Below are 17,156 nucleotides of genomic sequence, written 5' to 3' on the forward strand. Positions count from 1 at the left end.
ATGACGCCCATCGAAATCGAAAAAGTCTTTCGCGACGAGGTGGGGCGAGCGCTGGCCACGCTGATCCGCCTCGTCGGCGATTTCGATCTTGCGGAAGATGCGTTGCAGGATGCGTTTGCGGTGGCGCTGGAACGCTGGCCCGCCGCCGGCCTGCCGTCCAATCCACGTGCGTGGCTGGTCAATGTCGGGCGTAATAAGGCGATCGACCGCGTTCGCCGCAACGTCGCATTTCGCGGCAAGCAGCAGGAGCTGACGCGCGAAATCCTGCTCAATGCGTCGGCGCCGTGCGAGGCCGCCGATGGCGTGCTCGACGACGACATGTTGCGGCTGATCTTCACCTGCTGCCATCCGTCCTTTGCGGCGGAAGTGCAAGTGGCGCTCACGCTGCGCACGGTGTGCGGGCTCACGACAGCGCAGGTCGCGCGCGCCTTTCTCGCCAGCGAAGACGCGATGGCGCAGCGCCTGTTGCGCGCCAAGCAGAAGATTCGTCTTGCCGGCATTCCTTATGAGGTGCCGGAGCGCGACGCGTTGGAGCCGCGGCTGCGCGGTGTGCTCGCGGTGATCTATCTCGTCTTCACCGAAGGCTACGCGGCAACCTCCGGCGAAGATCTGATGCGGCCTGACCTGGCGCGCGAAGCGGTCCGGCTGGCAAGGCTGCTCGATGCGCTGATGCCCGGGCGCGGCGAGATCAAGGGGCTGCTGGCCCTGATGCTGTTGCACGATTCCCGCCGCGCCGGCCGCGCGACTGCCGGCGGCGACATCGTGCTCTTGGAAGAGCAGGACCGCAGCCTGTGGGACCAGCACCAGATCGCCGAGGGCTTGGTGCTGGTGGAAGACGCGTTGCGGATGCCGGGGCGGCCGCAATCCTATGCGGTGCAGGCGGCCATCGCGGCGCTGCATGCGCGTGCGCCAAGCTATGAAGATACTGATTGGCCGCAGATCGCGGGCCTGTATGAGGTGCTGCTGCGGATCAGCCCATCGCCGGTGATCGAACTCAATCACGCCGCGGCGATATCGATGGTCGACGGGCCGGCGCGGGCGCTTGATCTGGTCAATGCGTTGGAAGCGCGGGGCGGACTGAAAGGTTATGAACTGCTGCCGGCCGTTCGCGCCGATCTGCTGCGCCGGCTCGGCCGGCGCGATGCGGCGCGCCAAGCATATCAGGCGGCGACGGCGGCGACGCAACTCGAGCCGCTGCGGCGATTTTATGCGCGGCGGATCGCGGAGATGGGGTAGCTTTTCACCTCGCCCCGCTTGCGGGGAGAGGTCGGATTGCGGAGCAATCCGGGTGAGGGGTACAGGTCTCACGTCGTTCAGAACTCGTGGATAGAGCCCCTCACCCCAACCCTCTAAGAGCAAGCTTCGCTTGTCTCGACCCCGCAAGAGCGGGGCGAGGGAGTGCAACTACCTCGCCGCCACCGTCGTCGCCGCGCCCGTCGGCAGGCTCGTCAGCAGCGCGTGCAGCGTGCTGATCGTCGAATGATCGGCGATGCCGTCGACGCGCGCGGGACGGAAGTGGCGCTGGAACGCGGTAACTACTTCCATGGTCGGGCCGTCGAACTTGCCGGTGGTCGGGACTTTGTAGCCGTATTTGGCAAGCGCCATCTGCAGGCCTGCGACGTCGTCGCTGATGCTGCCGAGTTTGAGCGTTTCGCCGCGCACGATCGGCGCCGGCTGCACCCAATGTCCGACGCCGGAATTCGCCAGCGAATGCCACGGAAACTTTTCTCCGGGATCCTTCTTGCGCGCCGGGGCGACGTCGGAATGCGCGAGCACGCGATGCGAAGGAATTTTGCGGCGTAGCATGATGCCGCGGCACAGCGCGATCACGGCGGCGATCTGGCGCAGCGGGAAGTCCGGATAGCCCCAGTCGTGGCCGCGGTTGATGATCTCGATCCCGATCGAGCAGGAATTGATGTCTTCCTCGCCGGCCCAGGAGGAGACGCCGGCGTGCCAGGCGCGCTTGGCTTCCGGCACGCATTGCACGATGCGGCCGTCTTCCAGCACGATGTAATGCGCTGAAACGTCGGTGCCGGGGGTGCAGAGCTGGGCAATCGCGCCTTGCACGTCCGGCATGCCAGTGTAGTGCAGCAGGATCATATCGGCGAGGCGGCCGTTGTTGCGCTCGCCATAGTTCGGCGACGCGATGACGTCGGAAGCAATCGATGAATCGGGAGTAAAAGTCTTCATGTCGGCGTTGGCCCTGGGAACGGGAAGGGCGCGTTGACGCCTCGAATCAATACCAGCAGATGCGAACGGACCAGAAGCCATTTTTTGGACCCAAACCGGGCGGGAGAACGGCAGTATCGTGTTATAAGTGGCAATACCATTTACTATTCATTTACCTCGTGCGTGCGCAATCCGGTGGCCGAGTTCCATCACGCATTTTGACCGGGTGTGTGCGGGGCGCATCACCATTTTTCGGCGTCTATAAAGGCGCGCAAAACCTTAATCGAACCATCAACGCTTTCTTAACGCTAAGTGCCGTTACTAAGTGGTGAAGAGCCGAACCGGGTTGGGGACGGCCGAAGCCCTCTTTCGCGCTCGAAATGCCATGGCAACCCAGCAAATTCCGTCTGGAAATGAGCGGGCGCGAGGCCGGGCAGAAGGCAGCAATCGCGCCGAGTCGCGGCCGTTGGGCCGGAACAGCCCGGCGAAGCGCAGAGATTTGAGGCGCAATGGGCTCGTTCGCGTCCAGTTTTCGTACCATCGACTGCAAAGCGCCGGGGGACGGCGCATGAGCCCGGCTGCGCCGCGTCATGTCTCGGTGCTCGGCCGCGAGGCGGTCGAGATGCTCAACCCCAAAGACGGCGGCATCTATGTCGACGCGACCTTCGGCGCCGGCGGCTACAGCCGCACGATCCTTAGCGTCGCGGGAACCCGAGTCATCGGCATCGACCGCGACCGGTCAGCGATTACCGGCGGGTTCGATCTGGTCGAGCAGTCGGAGGGACGGCTGACCCTGGTCGAGGACCGATTCTCCAACCTTGCGGACGTCTGCGCGGCGCAAGGCGTCGCTGCGGTGGATGGCGTCGTGATGGATGTCGGCGTTTCCTCGATGCAGCTCGATCAGGCCGAACGCGGCTTCTCGTTCCGGCTCGGCGGTCCGCTCGACATGCGGATGGGCCATGACGGCCCGACCGCAGCCGATGTCGTGGCGAAGGCCTCCGAAGCCGATCTCGCCAACATCATCTACATCTTCGGCGAAGAGCGCCATTCGCGCGCGGTGGCGCGCGCCATCGTCGCCGCGAGGAAAGAGGCGCCGATCACGACCACGCAGGCGCTGGCCGATATCGTCGGCAAGGTGGTGCGCTCCAAGCCGAACGAGATTCATCCGGCGACGCGCACGTTCCAGGGCTTGCGGATTTTCGTCAACGCCGAGCTCGACGAGCTGCATCTGGCGCTGGTGGCGGCCGAGCGGGTGTTGAAGCCCGGCGGCCGGCTTGTGGTCGTGTCGTTCCATTCGCTGGAAGACCGCATCGTCAAGGATTTCTTCAATGCGCGCGGCAAGACCGGCGGCGGATCGCGACACTTGCCCGAAGTTGCGCGAGTCCCGCCGAGTTTTCAGATCCTGACCAAACGCCCGGTCACACCAGGTGAAGCGGAAGTGGCCGCCAATCCGCGCGCGCGTTCCGCGAAACTGCGCGCTGCCGAGCGGACGGATGCGCCCGCGCATGCCGCAGGCCGCCTGCCGGGCTGGCCCAATCTCGCCGATGTCATGAGGGGAGGCTGATCATGCGGATCATCCACTTCCTCGTCATCGGCGTTCTGGTGTTCGCGGCGGCTTACGTCTACCGGATCAAGATGGAATCGACCTCGCGTGTCGAGCGTGTGCTGCGGCTCAACGCCGAGATCCGCGAGCAGCGCGACGCCATCGCGGCGCTGCGTGCGGAATGGGCCAAGCTCGATGCGCCGCTGCGGCTGCAAGGGCTGACCGAACGCCACCTCGGCCTGAAGCCGCTGAACGCCACGCAGTATGATCAGTTGAGGAATCTGCCGGAGCGGCCGCCGGCCTTTGCGAGGCCCGGCGCGCCCGATCCGATTGGCGCGATGATCAACACCATCGAGGCGGCCGCCGAAGCACCGCCGACAACCGGGTCCGTGCCCAAGCCGGGAGATCAGCAATGACAGGCCGCGCGCTTGCCAACCTCAGGAGGCCCGCGGAACCGTGGCGGCAGCGGTTGATCCGCAGCCTGCTCTACGGGCGCGACGTCGACCGCGCCGCCAAGGCGCGGGCCCGCGTGGGGCTTGCGATCCTGCTGTTTGCGGCGATCTATGCGGTGCTGGCCGGACGTCTGGTGATGTTCGCGGTCGGCGCCGACAGCCACGGCGCGCGCCGCACCGCCTCGCAGGACGCGATTGCGACCGCGCGGCCGGATATCGTCGATCGCAACGGCGAGGTGCTGGCGACCGACGTCAAGGCGCCGAGCCTGTTCGGCGAGCCCAGGCGCATCATCGACAAGGACGAGGCAATCGAGCTCCTGACCGCGGCGCTGCCAGACCTCGACACCGCGGAGGCGCGCACGCGCCTGTCGTCGCGCAAGGGATTTGTGTGGCTGAAGCGCGAGATCACGCCAAAACAGCAGCACGACATTCACAAGCTCGGCATTCCCGGCATCGGATTCCTGCGCGAGAACAAGCGCGTCTATCCGACCGGCGCCGCGGTGGCGCATCTGATCGGCCTCGTCAACATCGACAACGCGGGCATCGCCGGGATGGAGAAGTGGCTGGACAATAACGGTCTGGCCGATTTGCACCGCGCGGGTTTCGCCACCGATCGGCTGCAGAAGCCGGTGGAACTGTCGATCGACCTGCGCGTCGAGCACGCGCTTCGCGACGAACTCTTGAAGGCGAAGGAAAAATACAAGGCGAAGGCGGCTTCCGGCCTCGTCTCCAACGTCCGGACCGGCGAGATCGTGGCCCTGGTGTCGCTGCCGGATTTCGATCCGAACAATCCGAAGGAGGCGCACGATCCCGAGCGCATCAACCGCCTGACCACCGGCGTGTTCGAGATGGGCTCGACCTTCAAGGCGCTGACGCTGGCGATGGCGCTGGATTCCGGCAAGGCCAACCTCAACACGCTCTATGACGGGCGCGGGGCGCTGAAGTTCGGCAAGTTCACCATTCACGACACCCATCCGGTCGGCCGCGCGATCACGCTGTCGGAAGTGTTTACGTTCTCCTCGAACGTCGGCGCGGCCAAGATCGCGCTTGCGCAGGGCGTCGAGGCGCACAAGGCGTTCCTGAAGAAGCTCGGCCAGATGGACCGGTTGCGCACCGAACTGCCGGAAAGCGCCTCGCCGATCGTGCCGAAGCGCTGGACCGAACTCAACACCATCACGGCGGCTTTCGGTCATGGCATCGCGGTGGCGCCTCTGCAGGCGGTGATGGGCATTAACGCCTGCATCAATGGCGGTCTCCTGATTCCCCCGACCTTCCTCAAGCGGTCGGAAGAGGAAGCGAGGGCGATCGCCAAGAAGGTGCTCAGAACCGAAACCTCCGACAAGATGCGCTATCTGATGCGGCTGAACGCCGAGATCGGAACCGCCAAGAAGGCCGACGTGAAGGGCTATTATATCGGCGGCAAGACCGGCACCTCGGAAAAGGTCGTCAACGGTCGCTATTCCAGGAAGCAGGTGCTCAACTCGTTCACGGCGATCATTCCGGCCGACAATCCGCAGTACCAGTTGCTGGTCATGCTGGACGAGCCGAAGGCGCTGCCGGAAACCCATGGCTTCATCACCTCGGGCTGGAACGCGGTGCCGACCGGCGGCAAGGTGATTGCCCGCATCGGCCCGCTGCTGGGCATCGAGCCGCGCTTCGACCTGCCGCCGTCCGACCGCCTTATTCTTGCGGCATCGAAGACAACCCAGTAAGGCGTATGTTACGCGCGCCGCGCTGCGCGCCGGGCCGGACTGGAGCACTATGAAACTTCGCGAACTCTTCAGCGATGACGCTGCGATCGAGCCGCAGGCGGAAGCTGTCGATGTGAAAGGTCTTAGCGTCGACAGCCGCGCGGTGAAGCCGGGCGACCTGTTCTTTGCGCTCGCCGGCAGCAAGACCGACGGTTCCCGGTTTATCGATGCGGCGATAAACGCGGGCGCGGTTGCAGTAGCAGGTGACCGCGCTTCGCCGGACCGCCGCGTGCCGTTCATCGTCACGCTAAATTCGCGCCGGGCGCTGGCGCTGGCCGCGGCGCGATTCTATCCGCGGCAGCCCGCGACCATCGCGGCGGTGACCGGGACCAGCGGCAAGACCTCGGTCGCCGCGTTCACGCGCCAGATCTGGGAACGGCTCGGCCACGCTTCCGCCAGCATCGGCACCATCGGCCTCGTTTCGCCAAAGCGCACGGTCTACGGCTCGCTGACGACGCCGGACCCGATCGCGCTTCACAGGCAGCTCGACGAGATCGCGGGCGAGGGCGTCACGCATCTGGCCTTCGAGGCATCCTCGCACGGGCTCGACCAGTTCAGGCTCGACGGCGTACGCATCGCCGCCGGCGGCTTCACCAATCTCACGCGCGACCACATGGATTATCATCCCGATGTCGCGCACTACCTCGCCGCCAAGCTGCGGCTGTTCCGCGATCTCGTTGCGCCAGGCGGCGTGGCGGTGATCTCGGCCGATCATGATTGCTCGCCGGAGGTGATTGACGCGGCGAGGTTACGATCCCTGCGGATCATCGACGTCGGCCGCAACGCGGATGGCGAGGGTGAAGGCATCCGCCTCGTTGGTGCGATGGTCGAAGGATATGCCCAGAACCTTGCACTGGCGCATCGCGGGCGCAGTTACACCGTCAAGTTGCCGCTGGTCGGCGAATTCCAGATCGAGAACGCGCTGGTTGCCGCCGGGCTCGCGATCGGCACCGGCAGCGAGCCGGCCGAGGTGTTCGCTACGCTCGACCATCTCGAAGGCGCCAAGGGGCGGCTGGAGCGGGTCGGCGAGCACAATGGCGCGCCGATCTTTGTCGATTATGCGCACAAGCCGGACGCGCTGGCGAAGGCGCTGCAGGCGCTGCGGCCCTACGCCAAACGCAAGCTTGTCGTTATCTTCGGGGCCGGCGGTGACCGTGACGCCGGCAAGCGCCCGATCATGGGCGCGATTGCGGCCGAGAATGCCGACCAGGTCATCGTCACCGACGACAATCCGCGCAGCGAAAATCCGGAAGCCATCCGCGCCGCTATTCTGGCAACGGCGAAGGGCGCCAGCGACATCGGCGATCGTGCTGAAGCGATCAGGGCCGGGATATCGGCGCTGCAGCCCGGCGACGCGCTCTTGATCGCCGGCAAGGGTCACGAGACCGGCCAGATCGTCGGCGACAAGGTTTTGCCTTTTAGCGATCACGAGGCGGTGGCGGCCGTGCTGGCGGCGAGGGTGGCATGAGCACGACGCCATTGTGGACCATTGCCGAAGTCGCGCAGGCGCTGGGGCTGTCCGGCGAATACCCCGCCACGCCGATTGATTTCGTCACGCAGGACAGCCGTCTGGTGAAACCCGGCTGCCTGTTCGTGGCATTGAGCGGCACGCCGAGCGGCGGCTTCATCTCCAGCTTCGCCAGCGCACGCGACGGCTGGGAATTCGCCGAAAAGGCCGAGGCGGCCGGCGCGGTGGCGATGATCGTTCCACACCGAATTGCCGGCGTGAGTGTTCCCCAATTGGTGGTCGGGGACACGCTGATCGATGGCCTGTGGGGCCTTGCGCGCGCGGCGCGGGCGCGGTTCAAGGGCCCGGTGATCGGCCTGACCGGCAGCGCCGGTAAGACCAGTACCAAGGAATTCCTCGCCGCCTACCCGAACGCCTATGCCAGTCCGAGCAGTTTCAACAATTTCTGGGGCGTGCCGCTGACGCTGTGCAATGCCAGTCCCGCCGCGAGCGTCTGGGTGGTCGAAATGGGCATGAACCAGATCGGCGAGATCGCGCGGCTCAGCGAACTGACCAGGCCGACGGTCGCTCTTGTCGTGAACGTGCAACCGGTGCATCTGGAAAAGCTCGGCAGCCTGGAAGCGATCCGGCGCGAGAAGGTCAGCATCGCGCAAGGTCTGCCAAAGGGCGGCGTGCTGGTGTTGCCTGGGGATGTCGAGGCGCCGGAATGGAACGGCAGGGTCGTTCGCTTCGGCGAGGGATCCGATGTGCGGGAGCTGAACCACGCGGCCCAGGGCGAGAGCTGGAACGTCACAGCGCAGGTGAACGGCGGGCCAATCGAATTCGGCCTGACGCCCGGCGCACCGCATCGCCTGCAAAACGCATTGGCTGCGCTGGCGTCCATCCATGCCGCCGGGCTCGAACCCGCGGCGCTGGCCACAGAACTCAGCCGTGTCGGCATCATGACCGGCCGCGGCGTGGAGCAGGCGGCCCATGGCGTCACCGTGATCGACGACAGTTTCAACGGCAACCCGGCCAGCATGGTGGCCGCGCTCGGCAGCCTGAAAGCACGGCCGGTGAAGGCAGGCCGGCGCGTCGCCATTCTCGGCGACATGCTGGAATTGGGCGCTGATGCGCCTGCCTATCACGAGAAGCTCGCGACCGACCTGCCCGGCATTGACGGCATTTACTGCGTCGGCCCGCTGATGCGCCATTTATACGATCTCGTGCCGGCGGAGCGGGCGCTCGGCTGGCATGAAGACCCGGCTACGCTCGATCCCCAACAAATCGCCGCATTGCTGCGGGACGGGGACGTGGTGGTCGTCAAGGGCAGCAAAAAGATGTTCTGGGTGAACAAGTTTGTGCCAAGGCTGCTGGCCGCCTTGCAGGCAAAGGCGTAAACTGGCCGCACTTGACGGCTGTTGTTTCCGCCAGACGCGATTCGTCAATACCCCATGCCTGAGCAAGATTTGCTTGGTTTGAGGATGAAAACGATTATCAAGGCGTTCCCGGAACGAACGCGCTCCCGGAGCGCTTCCCGTTAAGGACGGCGCAACCAAGCCGCGTGATAGGGCCTACCTGAATGTTTTACTGGCTGATCGAGCTTTCCAACACCGTTCCCGGTTTTGGTATCTTCCGCGGCGCGTTCAACGTGTTTCGCTACATCACTTTCCGCACCGGCGGGGCGATGGTGACGGGCGCGCTGTTCGTATTCCTGTTCGGGCCCTGGATCATCGATCATCTGCGGCTGAGGCAAGGCAAAGGCCAACCGATCCGCACCGATGGCCCGCAATCGCACCTGATCTCCAAGAAGGGCACGCCGACGATGGGCGGGCTGATGATCCTGTCGGGCCTCGTGGTGGCGACGCTGTTATGGGCCAATCCGCTCAACCCCTACGTCTGGATCGTGCTGGCGGTGACGCTCGGCTTCGGCTTCGTCGGATTTTACGACGACTATTTGAAGGTGACTAAACAGAGCCATAGTGGCTTTGCCGGCAAGCTGCGGCTCCTGATCGAAGCGGTGATTGCGCTCGCGGCCTGCTACGCGCTGGTGCGGCTCGGCCGCGACGCAACCTCGACCTCGCTTGCGATACCCTTCCTGAAAGACGTGGTGATCAATTTCGGTTGGTTCTTCATCATCTTCGGCGCGTTCGTGATCGTCGGCGCCGGTAACGCGGTCAATCTGACCGATGGTCTCGACGGGCTTGCGATCGTGCCTGTCATGATCGCCGCCGCCAGCTTCGGCATGATCTCGTATCTGACCGGCAACGCGGTCTTCTCCGACTATCTGCAGATCAGGTACGTTGCCGGAACCGGTGAGCTCGCGGTGCTCTGCGGCGCGGTGCTCGGCGCCGGCCTCGGATTCCTCTGGTTCAATGCACCGCCGGCCTCGATCTTCATGGGCGATACCGGCTCGCTCGCGCTCGGTGGCATGCTCGGCGCCACTGCGGTCGCAGTAAAGCATGAGATCGTGCTCGCCGTGATCGGTGGGTTGTTCGTGCTGGAAGCCGTCTCCGTGATCGTGCAGGTGGCATCGTTCAAGCTGACCGGAAAACGCGTGTTCCGGATGGCGCCGCTGCATCACCATTTCGAGCAGAAGGGCTGGACCGAGCCGCAGATCGTGATCCGGTTCTGGATCATTTCGGTGATGCTGGCACTGGCCGGCCTCTCCACGCTGAAGCTGCGCTGATGATCGTGCATTTCTACGGCCGTCATTCCGGAGGCCGCGCAGCGGCAATCCGGAATCTCGAGATTCCGGGTTCGTGCTTCGCACGCCCCGGAATGACCGTGGAGGCGTTATGATCCCCGTCACCTCCTTTGCAGGCAAGACGGTCGCCGTCTTCGGTCTCGGCGGTTCGGGCCTTGCGAGCTGCCACGCGCTGAAGGTCGGCGGCGCGGAAGTGATTGCAGGCGACGATAGTGCCGACAATATCGCAAAGGCAGCCCAGGCCGGCTTCACCACCGCCGATCTGCGCACGGTGTCGTGGTCGAATTTTGCCGCGCTGATTTTGACGCCCGGCGCGCCGCTCACCCATCCGGCGCCGCACTGGTCCGTGCTGATGGCGCGGCAGGCCGGCACTGAAGTGATCGGCGACGTCGAATTGTTCTGCCGCGAGCGCCGCCGTCATGCGCCGGACGCGCCGTTTATCGCCATCACCGGCACCAACGGCAAGTCGACCACCACGGCCCTGATCGCGCATCTAATGAAGGTCGCCGGCTATGACGCCCAGATGGGCGGCAATATCGGCACGGCGATCCTGTCGCTGGAGCCGCCGCGGATGGGACGCGTGCATGTGGTCGAGATGTCGTCCTACCAGATCGATCTGGCGCCGTCGCTCGATCCTTCCGTCGGCATTCTCCTTAATATCAGCGAAGACCATATCGATCGCCACGGCACGCTGGAGCATTACGCCGCCGTGAAAGCGCGGCTGGTCGCTGGCGTGCAGCCGCAGGGCACGAGTATTGTCGGCGTCGATGACGGCTGGTGCCGCAACATCGCCGACCGGCTCGATCAGGCCGGCAAGCGCGTGGTGCGGATCTCCGTGAGGAACCCGCTGCCCGATGGCGTCTATGTCGAGCGCGAAACCATCGTGCAGGCGGCGGGTGGCGCGCGCAGCGAGATCGCAAGGCTGGGCGGCATCGGTTCGCTGCGCGGCCTGCACAATGCACAGAACGCAGCTTGCGCTTCGGCCTGCGCGCTGGCGATGGGCATCTCGACCGACACCCTGCAAAACGGCCTGCGCAGCTTTCCCGGGCTCGCGCACCGCATGGAGCAGGTCGGCCGCCGCGGCAACGTGCTGTTCGTCAACGACTCCAAGGGCACCAATGCCGACGCCGCCGCGCATGCGCTATCGTCCTTCGCCGACATCTTCTGGATCGCCGGCGGCAAGCCGAAGCAGGGCGGCATCACCGGCCTGTCAGAATATTTCCCGCGCATCCGCAAAGCCTATCTGATCGGCGAGGCCGCACAGGAGTTTGCGGGAACCCTGGGTGAACGCGTGCCGCACGAGATTTCGGAGACGCTCGATGTTGCCGTGGCCAGCGCCGCGCGTGACGCAGAGGCGTCGGAGTTCGTCGATCCCGTGGTGCTGCTGTCACCCGCCTGCGCCTCGTTCGACCAGTACCGCAACTTCGAAATCCGCGGCGCTGCGTTCCGCGATCTGGTGACGGCGCTGCCGGGCGTGAAGCCGGTGGTTTGACTGTAGGATGGGTAGAGCGCAGCGAAACCCATCATCTTTCGCGAACCCCTGCATGATGGGTATCGCTTCGCTCCACCCATCCTACGCGCTAGATTGCCGCTCGGGCTCGTTCGAAGGCGTCGCAAATGGCAATTCATTATCCCTCGCATCGCCGTATCAGCTTCGCGTTTGCGGTTCTTTCGGCGACCTTTGCGTTTAATGCCGTCGTGCATGCGGCGTCGCCGGTGCCCGACAGCGTGTCTCTCAGCGAGTCGACGATTTCGTGGAGCACGGTCAAATACGCGACCTCTGCGGAGAACGGATTCGTCAGCGGGTCGCTCGACAAGACGGCCATCGTCGATCGCACGTTCAAGACCTACGTGCTCGAGAACCGTTATCTGAAAGTAACGCTCGTCCCCGAATTTGGCGGGCGCATTCTTTCCATTATCTACAAGCCGACCGGCCACGAACAACTTTATCGCAACGAGGTAGGCGTACCCTACGGAATGAAGGCCGGCGTCTTTTATTACGACTGGCTGATGGTGTATGGCGGCATCTTCCCTACCTTCCCGGATCCCGAGCACGGCAGGACGTGGCTGAAGCCGTGGGATTTCAAGGTAGTGAAGGAGAGCGCCGGCGAAGTGACGGTGTCGATGTCGCTCAAAGATGATTTCGCGTATTCCGCGGCACCAACGCAGTTTCTCAAGGGGGCGACGGGTATCGAAGCGACTTACTACGTCACGCTGAAAGCCGATCGCGCCGCGCTCGATACGCGCGTGGTGCTGAAGAATCCGCAAGCCCAGGCGGTCGATTACGAGTACTGGACCTGCACGACGCTCGCGCCAGGATCGGACCCGAACAATCCCAAGACGACCGGCGGCGCTGAAATCATCGCACCGATCGAGGCCTACAGCACGCCCGCCTGGTCGGCGAATCTGGCCGGCGGCGACGAGAGCTTAGGTCAGGGCAGGAGCCGTTTCGAAAAACTGCGCTACTTCAAGAACTGGCCGACGATGGGCATCGCGTACGCGGCGCCCGATATGCAGGGTGGCAACTTTTGGGGTGTCATCAATCACGACAACGAAGAGGGAATCATCCGCATCGCTGACAACACAGTCACGCCGGGCCTGAAGATGTGGACGTGGGGATATCCGTCGTTCACGAACGAAACTGACGCACGCAAGGACCCGAACGAATCGCGGCCTTACGTCGAATTGTGGGCCGGCGTATCGGACCAGTTTTTCCACCGCGCTCAGCTTCTCGCGCGAGGTGAGGTGTCGATTCCGGAAACCTACAGCCCGATCGTCGGCATGAATAATGTGACACATGCGAACGAGAACATCTTGATCAATCTCTCGACCGCAGCCTCCGGTGTGAATCTTCAGTTCTTCAGCATCGAGCTGGCCACGCCGCTACGCGTCACGTTGAAACGCGGCGATGCGACATTGTTCAATGATGCCGTGAAAGCCGACCCGAAAAACGGAAATCGCATTTTTGCGACGATTCCGGCCGGTGGCAACGGCGAACAGGTGCGGCTGGCGATCACGACCGCGGATGGGAGAGAGCTGATCGCGGCCGAGACGAAAATAAGGTAATTTTATTGTAGGATGGGTAGAGCGCAGCGAAACCCATCATCTTCGCCAAATGCAATTGATGGGTATCGCTTCGCTCCACCCATCCTACACAGCGTTGCTGGTGTCCCGGACGCGTTGCGGCATGTAATGCCGCTACGCTGAGCCGGGACCCACAGCGCCCTGGGCCCCGGCCTAGCAGCGCATCGCTCCGCGCTGGGCAGCATCCGGGGCGCCCGCTCGCCTCAAATCATTCCCAATTCATTAACCCCCCATAAACCATCCTGCCTCACCAATGGGCGTTACCTCTGCCATTTTGGGGACGCCCATGCTCGCCCGTGACCAACGCACCCCGTTTTCGGACTGGTGGTGGACCGTGGATAAGCTGCTGTTGGCGGCGATTTCCGCGCTGATCCTAGGTGGCGTTATCCTGTCGCTGGCGGCGAGCCCGCCGGTGGCGACCAGGATCGGCCTCGATCCCTTCCACTTCTTCAGCCGGCACATGCTGTTCCTGCTGCCGTCTTTCCTGGTGCTGATCGGGGTGTCGTTTCTGTCGCCCAAGCAGATCCGCCGGCTGGCGCTACTGGTGTTCGTATTGAGCGTTATCTTGATCGTGGCGACGCTGGTCTTCGGCGCGGAGGTGAAGGGATCGCGGCGCTGGATCACGCTGCTCGGCGTCAACATCCAGGCTTCCGAATCCGCCAAGCCCGCCTTCGTCGTGATGGCGGCTTGGCTGTTTGCGGAATCGACCAAGCGGCCGGAAATGCCGGCGACCTCGATGGCGATGGTGCTGCTGCTAACGCTGGTGGCGCTATTGGTGATGGAGCCGGATTTCGGCCAGACCATCCTGATCCTGATCGTGTGGGGCGCGCTGTTCTTCATCGCCGGCATGCGGATGATCTGGGTGGCCGGCCTTGCCGGCGCCGCGGCTGCCGGATTGTTCAGCGCCTATCTGTTGGTTCCGCACGTCGCGGGCCGCATCAGGCGCTTCATGAATCCGGCATCCGGCGACACCTTCCAGGTCGACATGGCGATGGAAGCGTTCTGGAACGGCGGTTGGTTCGGGCTCGGGCCGGGCGAAGGTATCGCCAAGCGCAGCCTGCCGGACAGCCATACCGACTTCGTGTTTGCGGTGGCCGCCGAGGAGTTCGGCATCATCCTGTGCCTGGCGCTGGTTGGGCTGTTCGCCTTCGTCGTGATCCGCACGCTGACCCGCGCCTATGCGACCGAGGACATGTTCGCGCGCTTTGCAGCGTCAGGTCTTGCCATTCTGTTCGGCATGCAGGCCGCGATCAATATGGCGGTCAATCTGCAACTGATCCCCGCCAAGGGCATGACGCTGCCCTTCATCTCCTATGGCGGCTCCTCGATCATCTCGCTGGCCTATGGCGTCGGCATGATGCTGGCGTTGACGCGACAGCGTCCGCGCACCGAGGTGGAATCGATGAACGCCGCCGGCGTGGCGCGTTACGCCTAGAGCACGCTCTGTATAGGTTGCATCAATTCTTAAGTAAAACCCTGTAAAACTCCGATCCAATTCCTAAACGATTTTATCGCATGCTCCAATTTCAGCGTGCAGCAAAGGGTTTGGTAGAATGGGGACGCATCACGGCGACGGCGCACATGGAATGGGGGACGCCAATCGCAGGCTCGTTCGCTTCTTCAGCATCTGTCTGAGCACACTCCTGTTCGTCTATTCGATTCTGGCGGTTCGGCTGTTTCTGGACCGGGCGTCGTTCGACGCGGTCGATTTGTTGCTGCTCTCGGTTCGTGTCCTGCTGGGCGGGGCGGCGCTGCTGGTTGTCATCGATCCACCCTGGCTCGCGCGCCGGCTGGATCGTCAAATCGATCTGATGGGCAGCCTCTTCGAACAGGCATTTGCAAATGCCGGCACGAAGGAAAAGATCAGATTGATCGTGCTGGTGACGATGGTCAGTCTGCTCCTCGAGCTGGTCATGATCCGCTGGCTGGCATCGGTATTCCCGGTATTTTCGTTCTTCAAGAATTTCACCCTGCTGGCCTGCTTCCTCGGCCTGGGCGCGGGGTACGCGGTCGCGGACAAGCAGCCCTGCGCGCCGGCGCTGGTGTTACCGATGCTTGCATTGTTTGTCGGCGTCGTCACGCTGCTGCGCTACGACGTCAGCGCGGCCAATGGTTTCTTTGCAGCCCTGCCGATGCACGAGCAAACTGCTGTCGGTGGCACAACGGACGGCCCAAACTGGTTGGTTCTGCTCAAGTCGGGCGCGCCGGTCTATGTGCTGCTGGCGATGAGCTTTGTGCTTTGTGCGTGCATTTGTTATCCGGTCGGCCAGCTTTGCGGCAAGTTGCTGCAAAGCACCGATGCATTGAAAGCCTACAGCCTGAATCTGATTGGCAGCATTCTCGGTGTCGTGGCGTTGTGCGTGATGAGCCTGTTCTGGCTGCCCCCGGCAGTCTGGTTCACCGTAACAGGCGGCGTCCTTCTGGTATTCGTGTTGTCGCGCGATACCCGCCTGCCGGTCGGGGTGGCCAGCTTTTGCCTGCTGCTCGCAGTCCTGTCCTGGCCGGTCCAGCAGGAAATCCAGCGGATCTATTCTCCGTATCAATTGCTGGAGCGCATGGCCAAATCGGACGGGCTGATGAACCTCCTGTCGGGCGGCGCCTATTATCAGAAGGTGTTCAACCTGGCGGAGAGCAATCGCGGGCATGAATCCGAGGAAGACCGTTACGTTCGCGCGTATTACGAATTTCCGTTCAACTTCAAGAACAGGCCGCAGCGCGTCGCGATTGTCGGCGCCGGCAGCGGTAACGACGTGGCGGCGGCGCTCCGCATGGGCGCCTCACACGTCGATGCGATCGAAATTGACCCGGCCATTGCCCATCTCGGCAAGCACTACCACCCCGAGCATCCCTATGACGATCCGCGCGTCACGCTGCGCATCAACGATGCGCGCAACTTCTTCCGCACGGCGGACCAGCAATACGATCTGATCATATATGGCGTGCTGGATTCCCACACGGCGCTAAGCCACGCCTCCAACCTGCGCGTCGATTCCTACGTCTATACGCGCGAGGGAATTGCAGAAGCCTTCAAGCTGCTCAAGCCGGACGGCGTCATGTCCGTTGCGTTCGCGCTGCCGAACGAATCGCTCGGGTTCAAGCTGTCGCATATCCTCCAGGGATTGCCGGGCGCCGGCAAGCCGCTGGCGGTTCGCGTGCGTTACGACTCGAGCACGACCACCGCCTTCATTGCGCAGAAGGGCCGGGACGTCGCCATGCCCGATATAAATGCGTTCGCCGCGATCGGATTCACCGACGTCTCGAAGCATTTCGCGCAGCCCTATCCGGAGGCGAGCATCCCGACCGATGACTGGCCGTTCTTCTACATGATCGAGCGCACCTATCCGGTCAGCTACATGATTGCGCTCGGCATGGTGCTGCTTCTGAGCTATATGTTCGTGCGCAAGACCATCGGTCTGACCGGCCCGATCGAACGCGGCTATCTGCCGTTCTTCTTTCTCGGCGCCGGCCTCATGCTGGTGGAGACCAAGGCCATTACCGAATTGGGACTGCATCTCGGCGGCACCTGGTTTGTCATTGCCGCGACCATAATTCTGGTTTTGGTGATGGCGTTCCTGGCCAATCTGATGGTGCAGGGGAAGATCGTTCAGCAAACCGGCCTTGCCTATCTCGGGCTCCTGGTCAGCCTGCTCGTTGGATACTTCTATGCCCGCAACCACGGACTGGTTACCCTGGGTTCGCCTCAGGTGAGCCTGGCGGTGAGTTGTGTATTGCTCACGCTTCCGTTGTTCTTTTCGGGTATTGTCTTTTCGACCCTGATCGGCAGGGCCGATATCAACATCTCCACCGCGCTTGCCTACAATCTGATGGGAGCTCTGTTTGGCGGGTTGATGGAATACAACTCGATGTATTTCGGATTCTCGTTCCTGTATCTGCTGGCGATGGGTTTCTATTTCCTAGCATGGATGTTTTCCTGGGATCCGGCAGCGGTATGGACGCGGCGGCGGCTCGGCATTCTTACGCAGGATTCAGCGCCTTAAGAACG

The 17,156-nt window shown here is 63.3% G+C and carries 12 protein-coding genes; 11 read left to right on the forward strand and 1 reads right to left on the reverse strand.

Going from position 1 to position 17,156, the window contains the following annotated elements; translation table 11 throughout:
* Window positions 1–1,236 carry an RNA polymerase sigma factor gene (locus GWE18_RS19945; RefSeq protein ID WP_275187403.1) on the forward strand — a complete coding sequence of 412 codons (1,236 nt, stop codon included), beginning with the start codon at window positions 1–3 and terminating at the stop codon, window positions 1,234–1,236.
* Window positions 1,237–1,404: 168 nt separating this feature from the next.
* Here the strand turns inward: GWE18_RS19945 and GWE18_RS19950 are convergent, their stop codons facing one another.
* Window positions 1,405–2,271: an N-acetylmuramoyl-L-alanine amidase gene (locus GWE18_RS19950; protein WP_275187404.1), complete on the reverse strand. Its 867-nt coding sequence runs from the start codon at window positions 2,269–2,271 to the stop codon at window positions 1,405–1,407.
* Between the two features lie 397 nt (window positions 2,272–2,668).
* Between GWE18_RS19950 and rsmH the strand changes: the two genes are divergently transcribed.
* From rsmH to GWE18_RS20000, 10 genes are all read left to right on the forward strand, one after another.
* A complete protein-coding gene (gene rsmH, locus GWE18_RS19955; protein WP_342804276.1) occupies window positions 2,669–3,733 on the forward strand; it encodes a 16S rRNA (cytosine(1402)-N(4))-methyltransferase RsmH in 1,065 nt (354 codons plus the stop codon).
* Window positions 3,734–3,735: 2 nt separating this feature from the next.
* Entirely contained in the window at window positions 3,736–4,128 is a 393-nt protein-coding gene (locus tag GWE18_RS19960; RefSeq protein WP_275187406.1) for a hypothetical protein, read from the forward strand.
* Window positions 4,125–5,876, forward strand: a complete 1,752-nt coding sequence (locus GWE18_RS19965) for a penicillin-binding protein 2 (protein ID WP_275187407.1) — start codon at window positions 4,125–4,127, stop codon at window positions 5,874–5,876. The genes GWE18_RS19960 and GWE18_RS19965 overlap by 4 nt, the downstream gene beginning before the upstream one ends.
* A 49-nt stretch (window positions 5,877–5,925) precedes the next feature.
* The gene (locus GWE18_RS19970) at window positions 5,926–7,383 is read left to right on the forward strand and encodes a UDP-N-acetylmuramoyl-L-alanyl-D-glutamate--2,6-diaminopimelate ligase (RefSeq protein WP_275187408.1); all 1,458 of its coding nucleotides are present in this window, start codon (window positions 5,926–5,928) and stop codon (window positions 7,381–7,383) included.
* The gene (gene murF, locus GWE18_RS19975; protein WP_275187409.1) at window positions 7,380–8,762 is read left to right on the forward strand and encodes a UDP-N-acetylmuramoyl-tripeptide--D-alanyl-D-alanine ligase; all 1,383 of its coding nucleotides are present in this window, start codon (window positions 7,380–7,382) and stop codon (window positions 8,760–8,762) included. Before GWE18_RS19970 ends, murF begins: the two co-directional genes overlap by 4 nt.
* Before the next feature lie 182 nt (window positions 8,763–8,944).
* The gene (gene mraY, locus GWE18_RS19980; RefSeq protein WP_275187410.1) at window positions 8,945–10,051 is read left to right on the forward strand and encodes a phospho-N-acetylmuramoyl-pentapeptide-transferase; all 1,107 of its coding nucleotides are present in this window, start codon (window positions 8,945–8,947) and stop codon (window positions 10,049–10,051) included.
* 109 nt (window positions 10,052–10,160) lie between these two features.
* A complete protein-coding gene (gene murD / locus GWE18_RS19985) occupies window positions 10,161–11,561 on the forward strand; it encodes a UDP-N-acetylmuramoyl-L-alanine--D-glutamate ligase (RefSeq protein WP_275187411.1) in 1,401 nt (466 codons plus the stop codon).
* A gap of 125 nt (window positions 11,562–11,686) precedes the next feature.
* A complete protein-coding gene (locus GWE18_RS19990; protein ID WP_275187412.1) occupies window positions 11,687–13,135 on the forward strand; it encodes a DUF5107 domain-containing protein in 1,449 nt (482 codons plus the stop codon).
* 304 nt (window positions 13,136–13,439) lie between these two features.
* The gene (ftsW, locus tag GWE18_RS19995; protein ID WP_275187413.1) at window positions 13,440–14,588 is read left to right on the forward strand and encodes a putative lipid II flippase FtsW; all 1,149 of its coding nucleotides are present in this window, start codon (window positions 13,440–13,442) and stop codon (window positions 14,586–14,588) included.
* A gap of 151 nt (window positions 14,589–14,739) precedes the next feature.
* A complete protein-coding gene (locus GWE18_RS20000) occupies window positions 14,740–17,151 on the forward strand; it encodes a hypothetical protein (RefSeq protein ID WP_275187414.1) in 2,412 nt (803 codons plus the stop codon).
* Window positions 17,152–17,156 lie beyond the last annotated feature (5 nt).

This window comes from Bradyrhizobium sp. CSA112, from assembly GCF_029051645.1.
Classification (GTDB): domain Bacteria; phylum Pseudomonadota; class Alphaproteobacteria; order Rhizobiales; family Xanthobacteraceae; genus Bradyrhizobium.

What these genes read in the sequence shown, in the direction of transcription:
- murF (WP_275187409.1), top strand. Translation starts at nt 7,380, where the DNA reads ATGAGCACGACGCCATTGTGGACCATTGCCGAAGTCGCGCAGGCGCTG.
- GWE18_RS19970 (WP_275187408.1), top strand. Translation starts at nt 5,926, where the DNA reads ATGAAACTTCGCGAACTCTTCAGCGATGACGCTGCGATCGAGCCGCAG.
- GWE18_RS19950 (WP_275187404.1), bottom strand. Translation starts at nt 2,271, where the DNA reads ATGGCTTCTGGTCCGTTCGCATCTGCTGGTATTGATTCGAGGCGTCAA.
- GWE18_RS19990 (WP_275187412.1), top strand. Translation starts at nt 11,687, where the DNA reads ATGGCAATTCATTATCCCTCGCATCGCCGTATCAGCTTCGCGTTTGCG.
- GWE18_RS19960 (WP_275187406.1), top strand. Translation starts at nt 3,736, where the DNA reads ATGCGGATCATCCACTTCCTCGTCATCGGCGTTCTGGTGTTCGCGGCG.
- ftsW (WP_275187413.1), top strand. Translation starts at nt 13,440, where the DNA reads ATGCTCGCCCGTGACCAACGCACCCCGTTTTCGGACTGGTGGTGGACC.
- GWE18_RS20000 (WP_275187414.1), top strand. Translation starts at nt 14,740, where the DNA reads ATGGGGGACGCCAATCGCAGGCTCGTTCGCTTCTTCAGCATCTGTCTG.
- GWE18_RS19945 (WP_275187403.1), top strand. Translation starts at nt 1, where the DNA reads ATGACGCCCATCGAAATCGAAAAAGTCTTTCGCGACGAGGTGGGGCGA.
- GWE18_RS19965 (WP_275187407.1), top strand. Translation starts at nt 4,125, where the DNA reads ATGACAGGCCGCGCGCTTGCCAACCTCAGGAGGCCCGCGGAACCGTGG.
- murD (WP_275187411.1), top strand. Translation starts at nt 10,161, where the DNA reads ATGATCCCCGTCACCTCCTTTGCAGGCAAGACGGTCGCCGTCTTCGGT.
- mraY (WP_275187410.1), top strand. Translation starts at nt 8,945, where the DNA reads ATGTTTTACTGGCTGATCGAGCTTTCCAACACCGTTCCCGGTTTTGGT.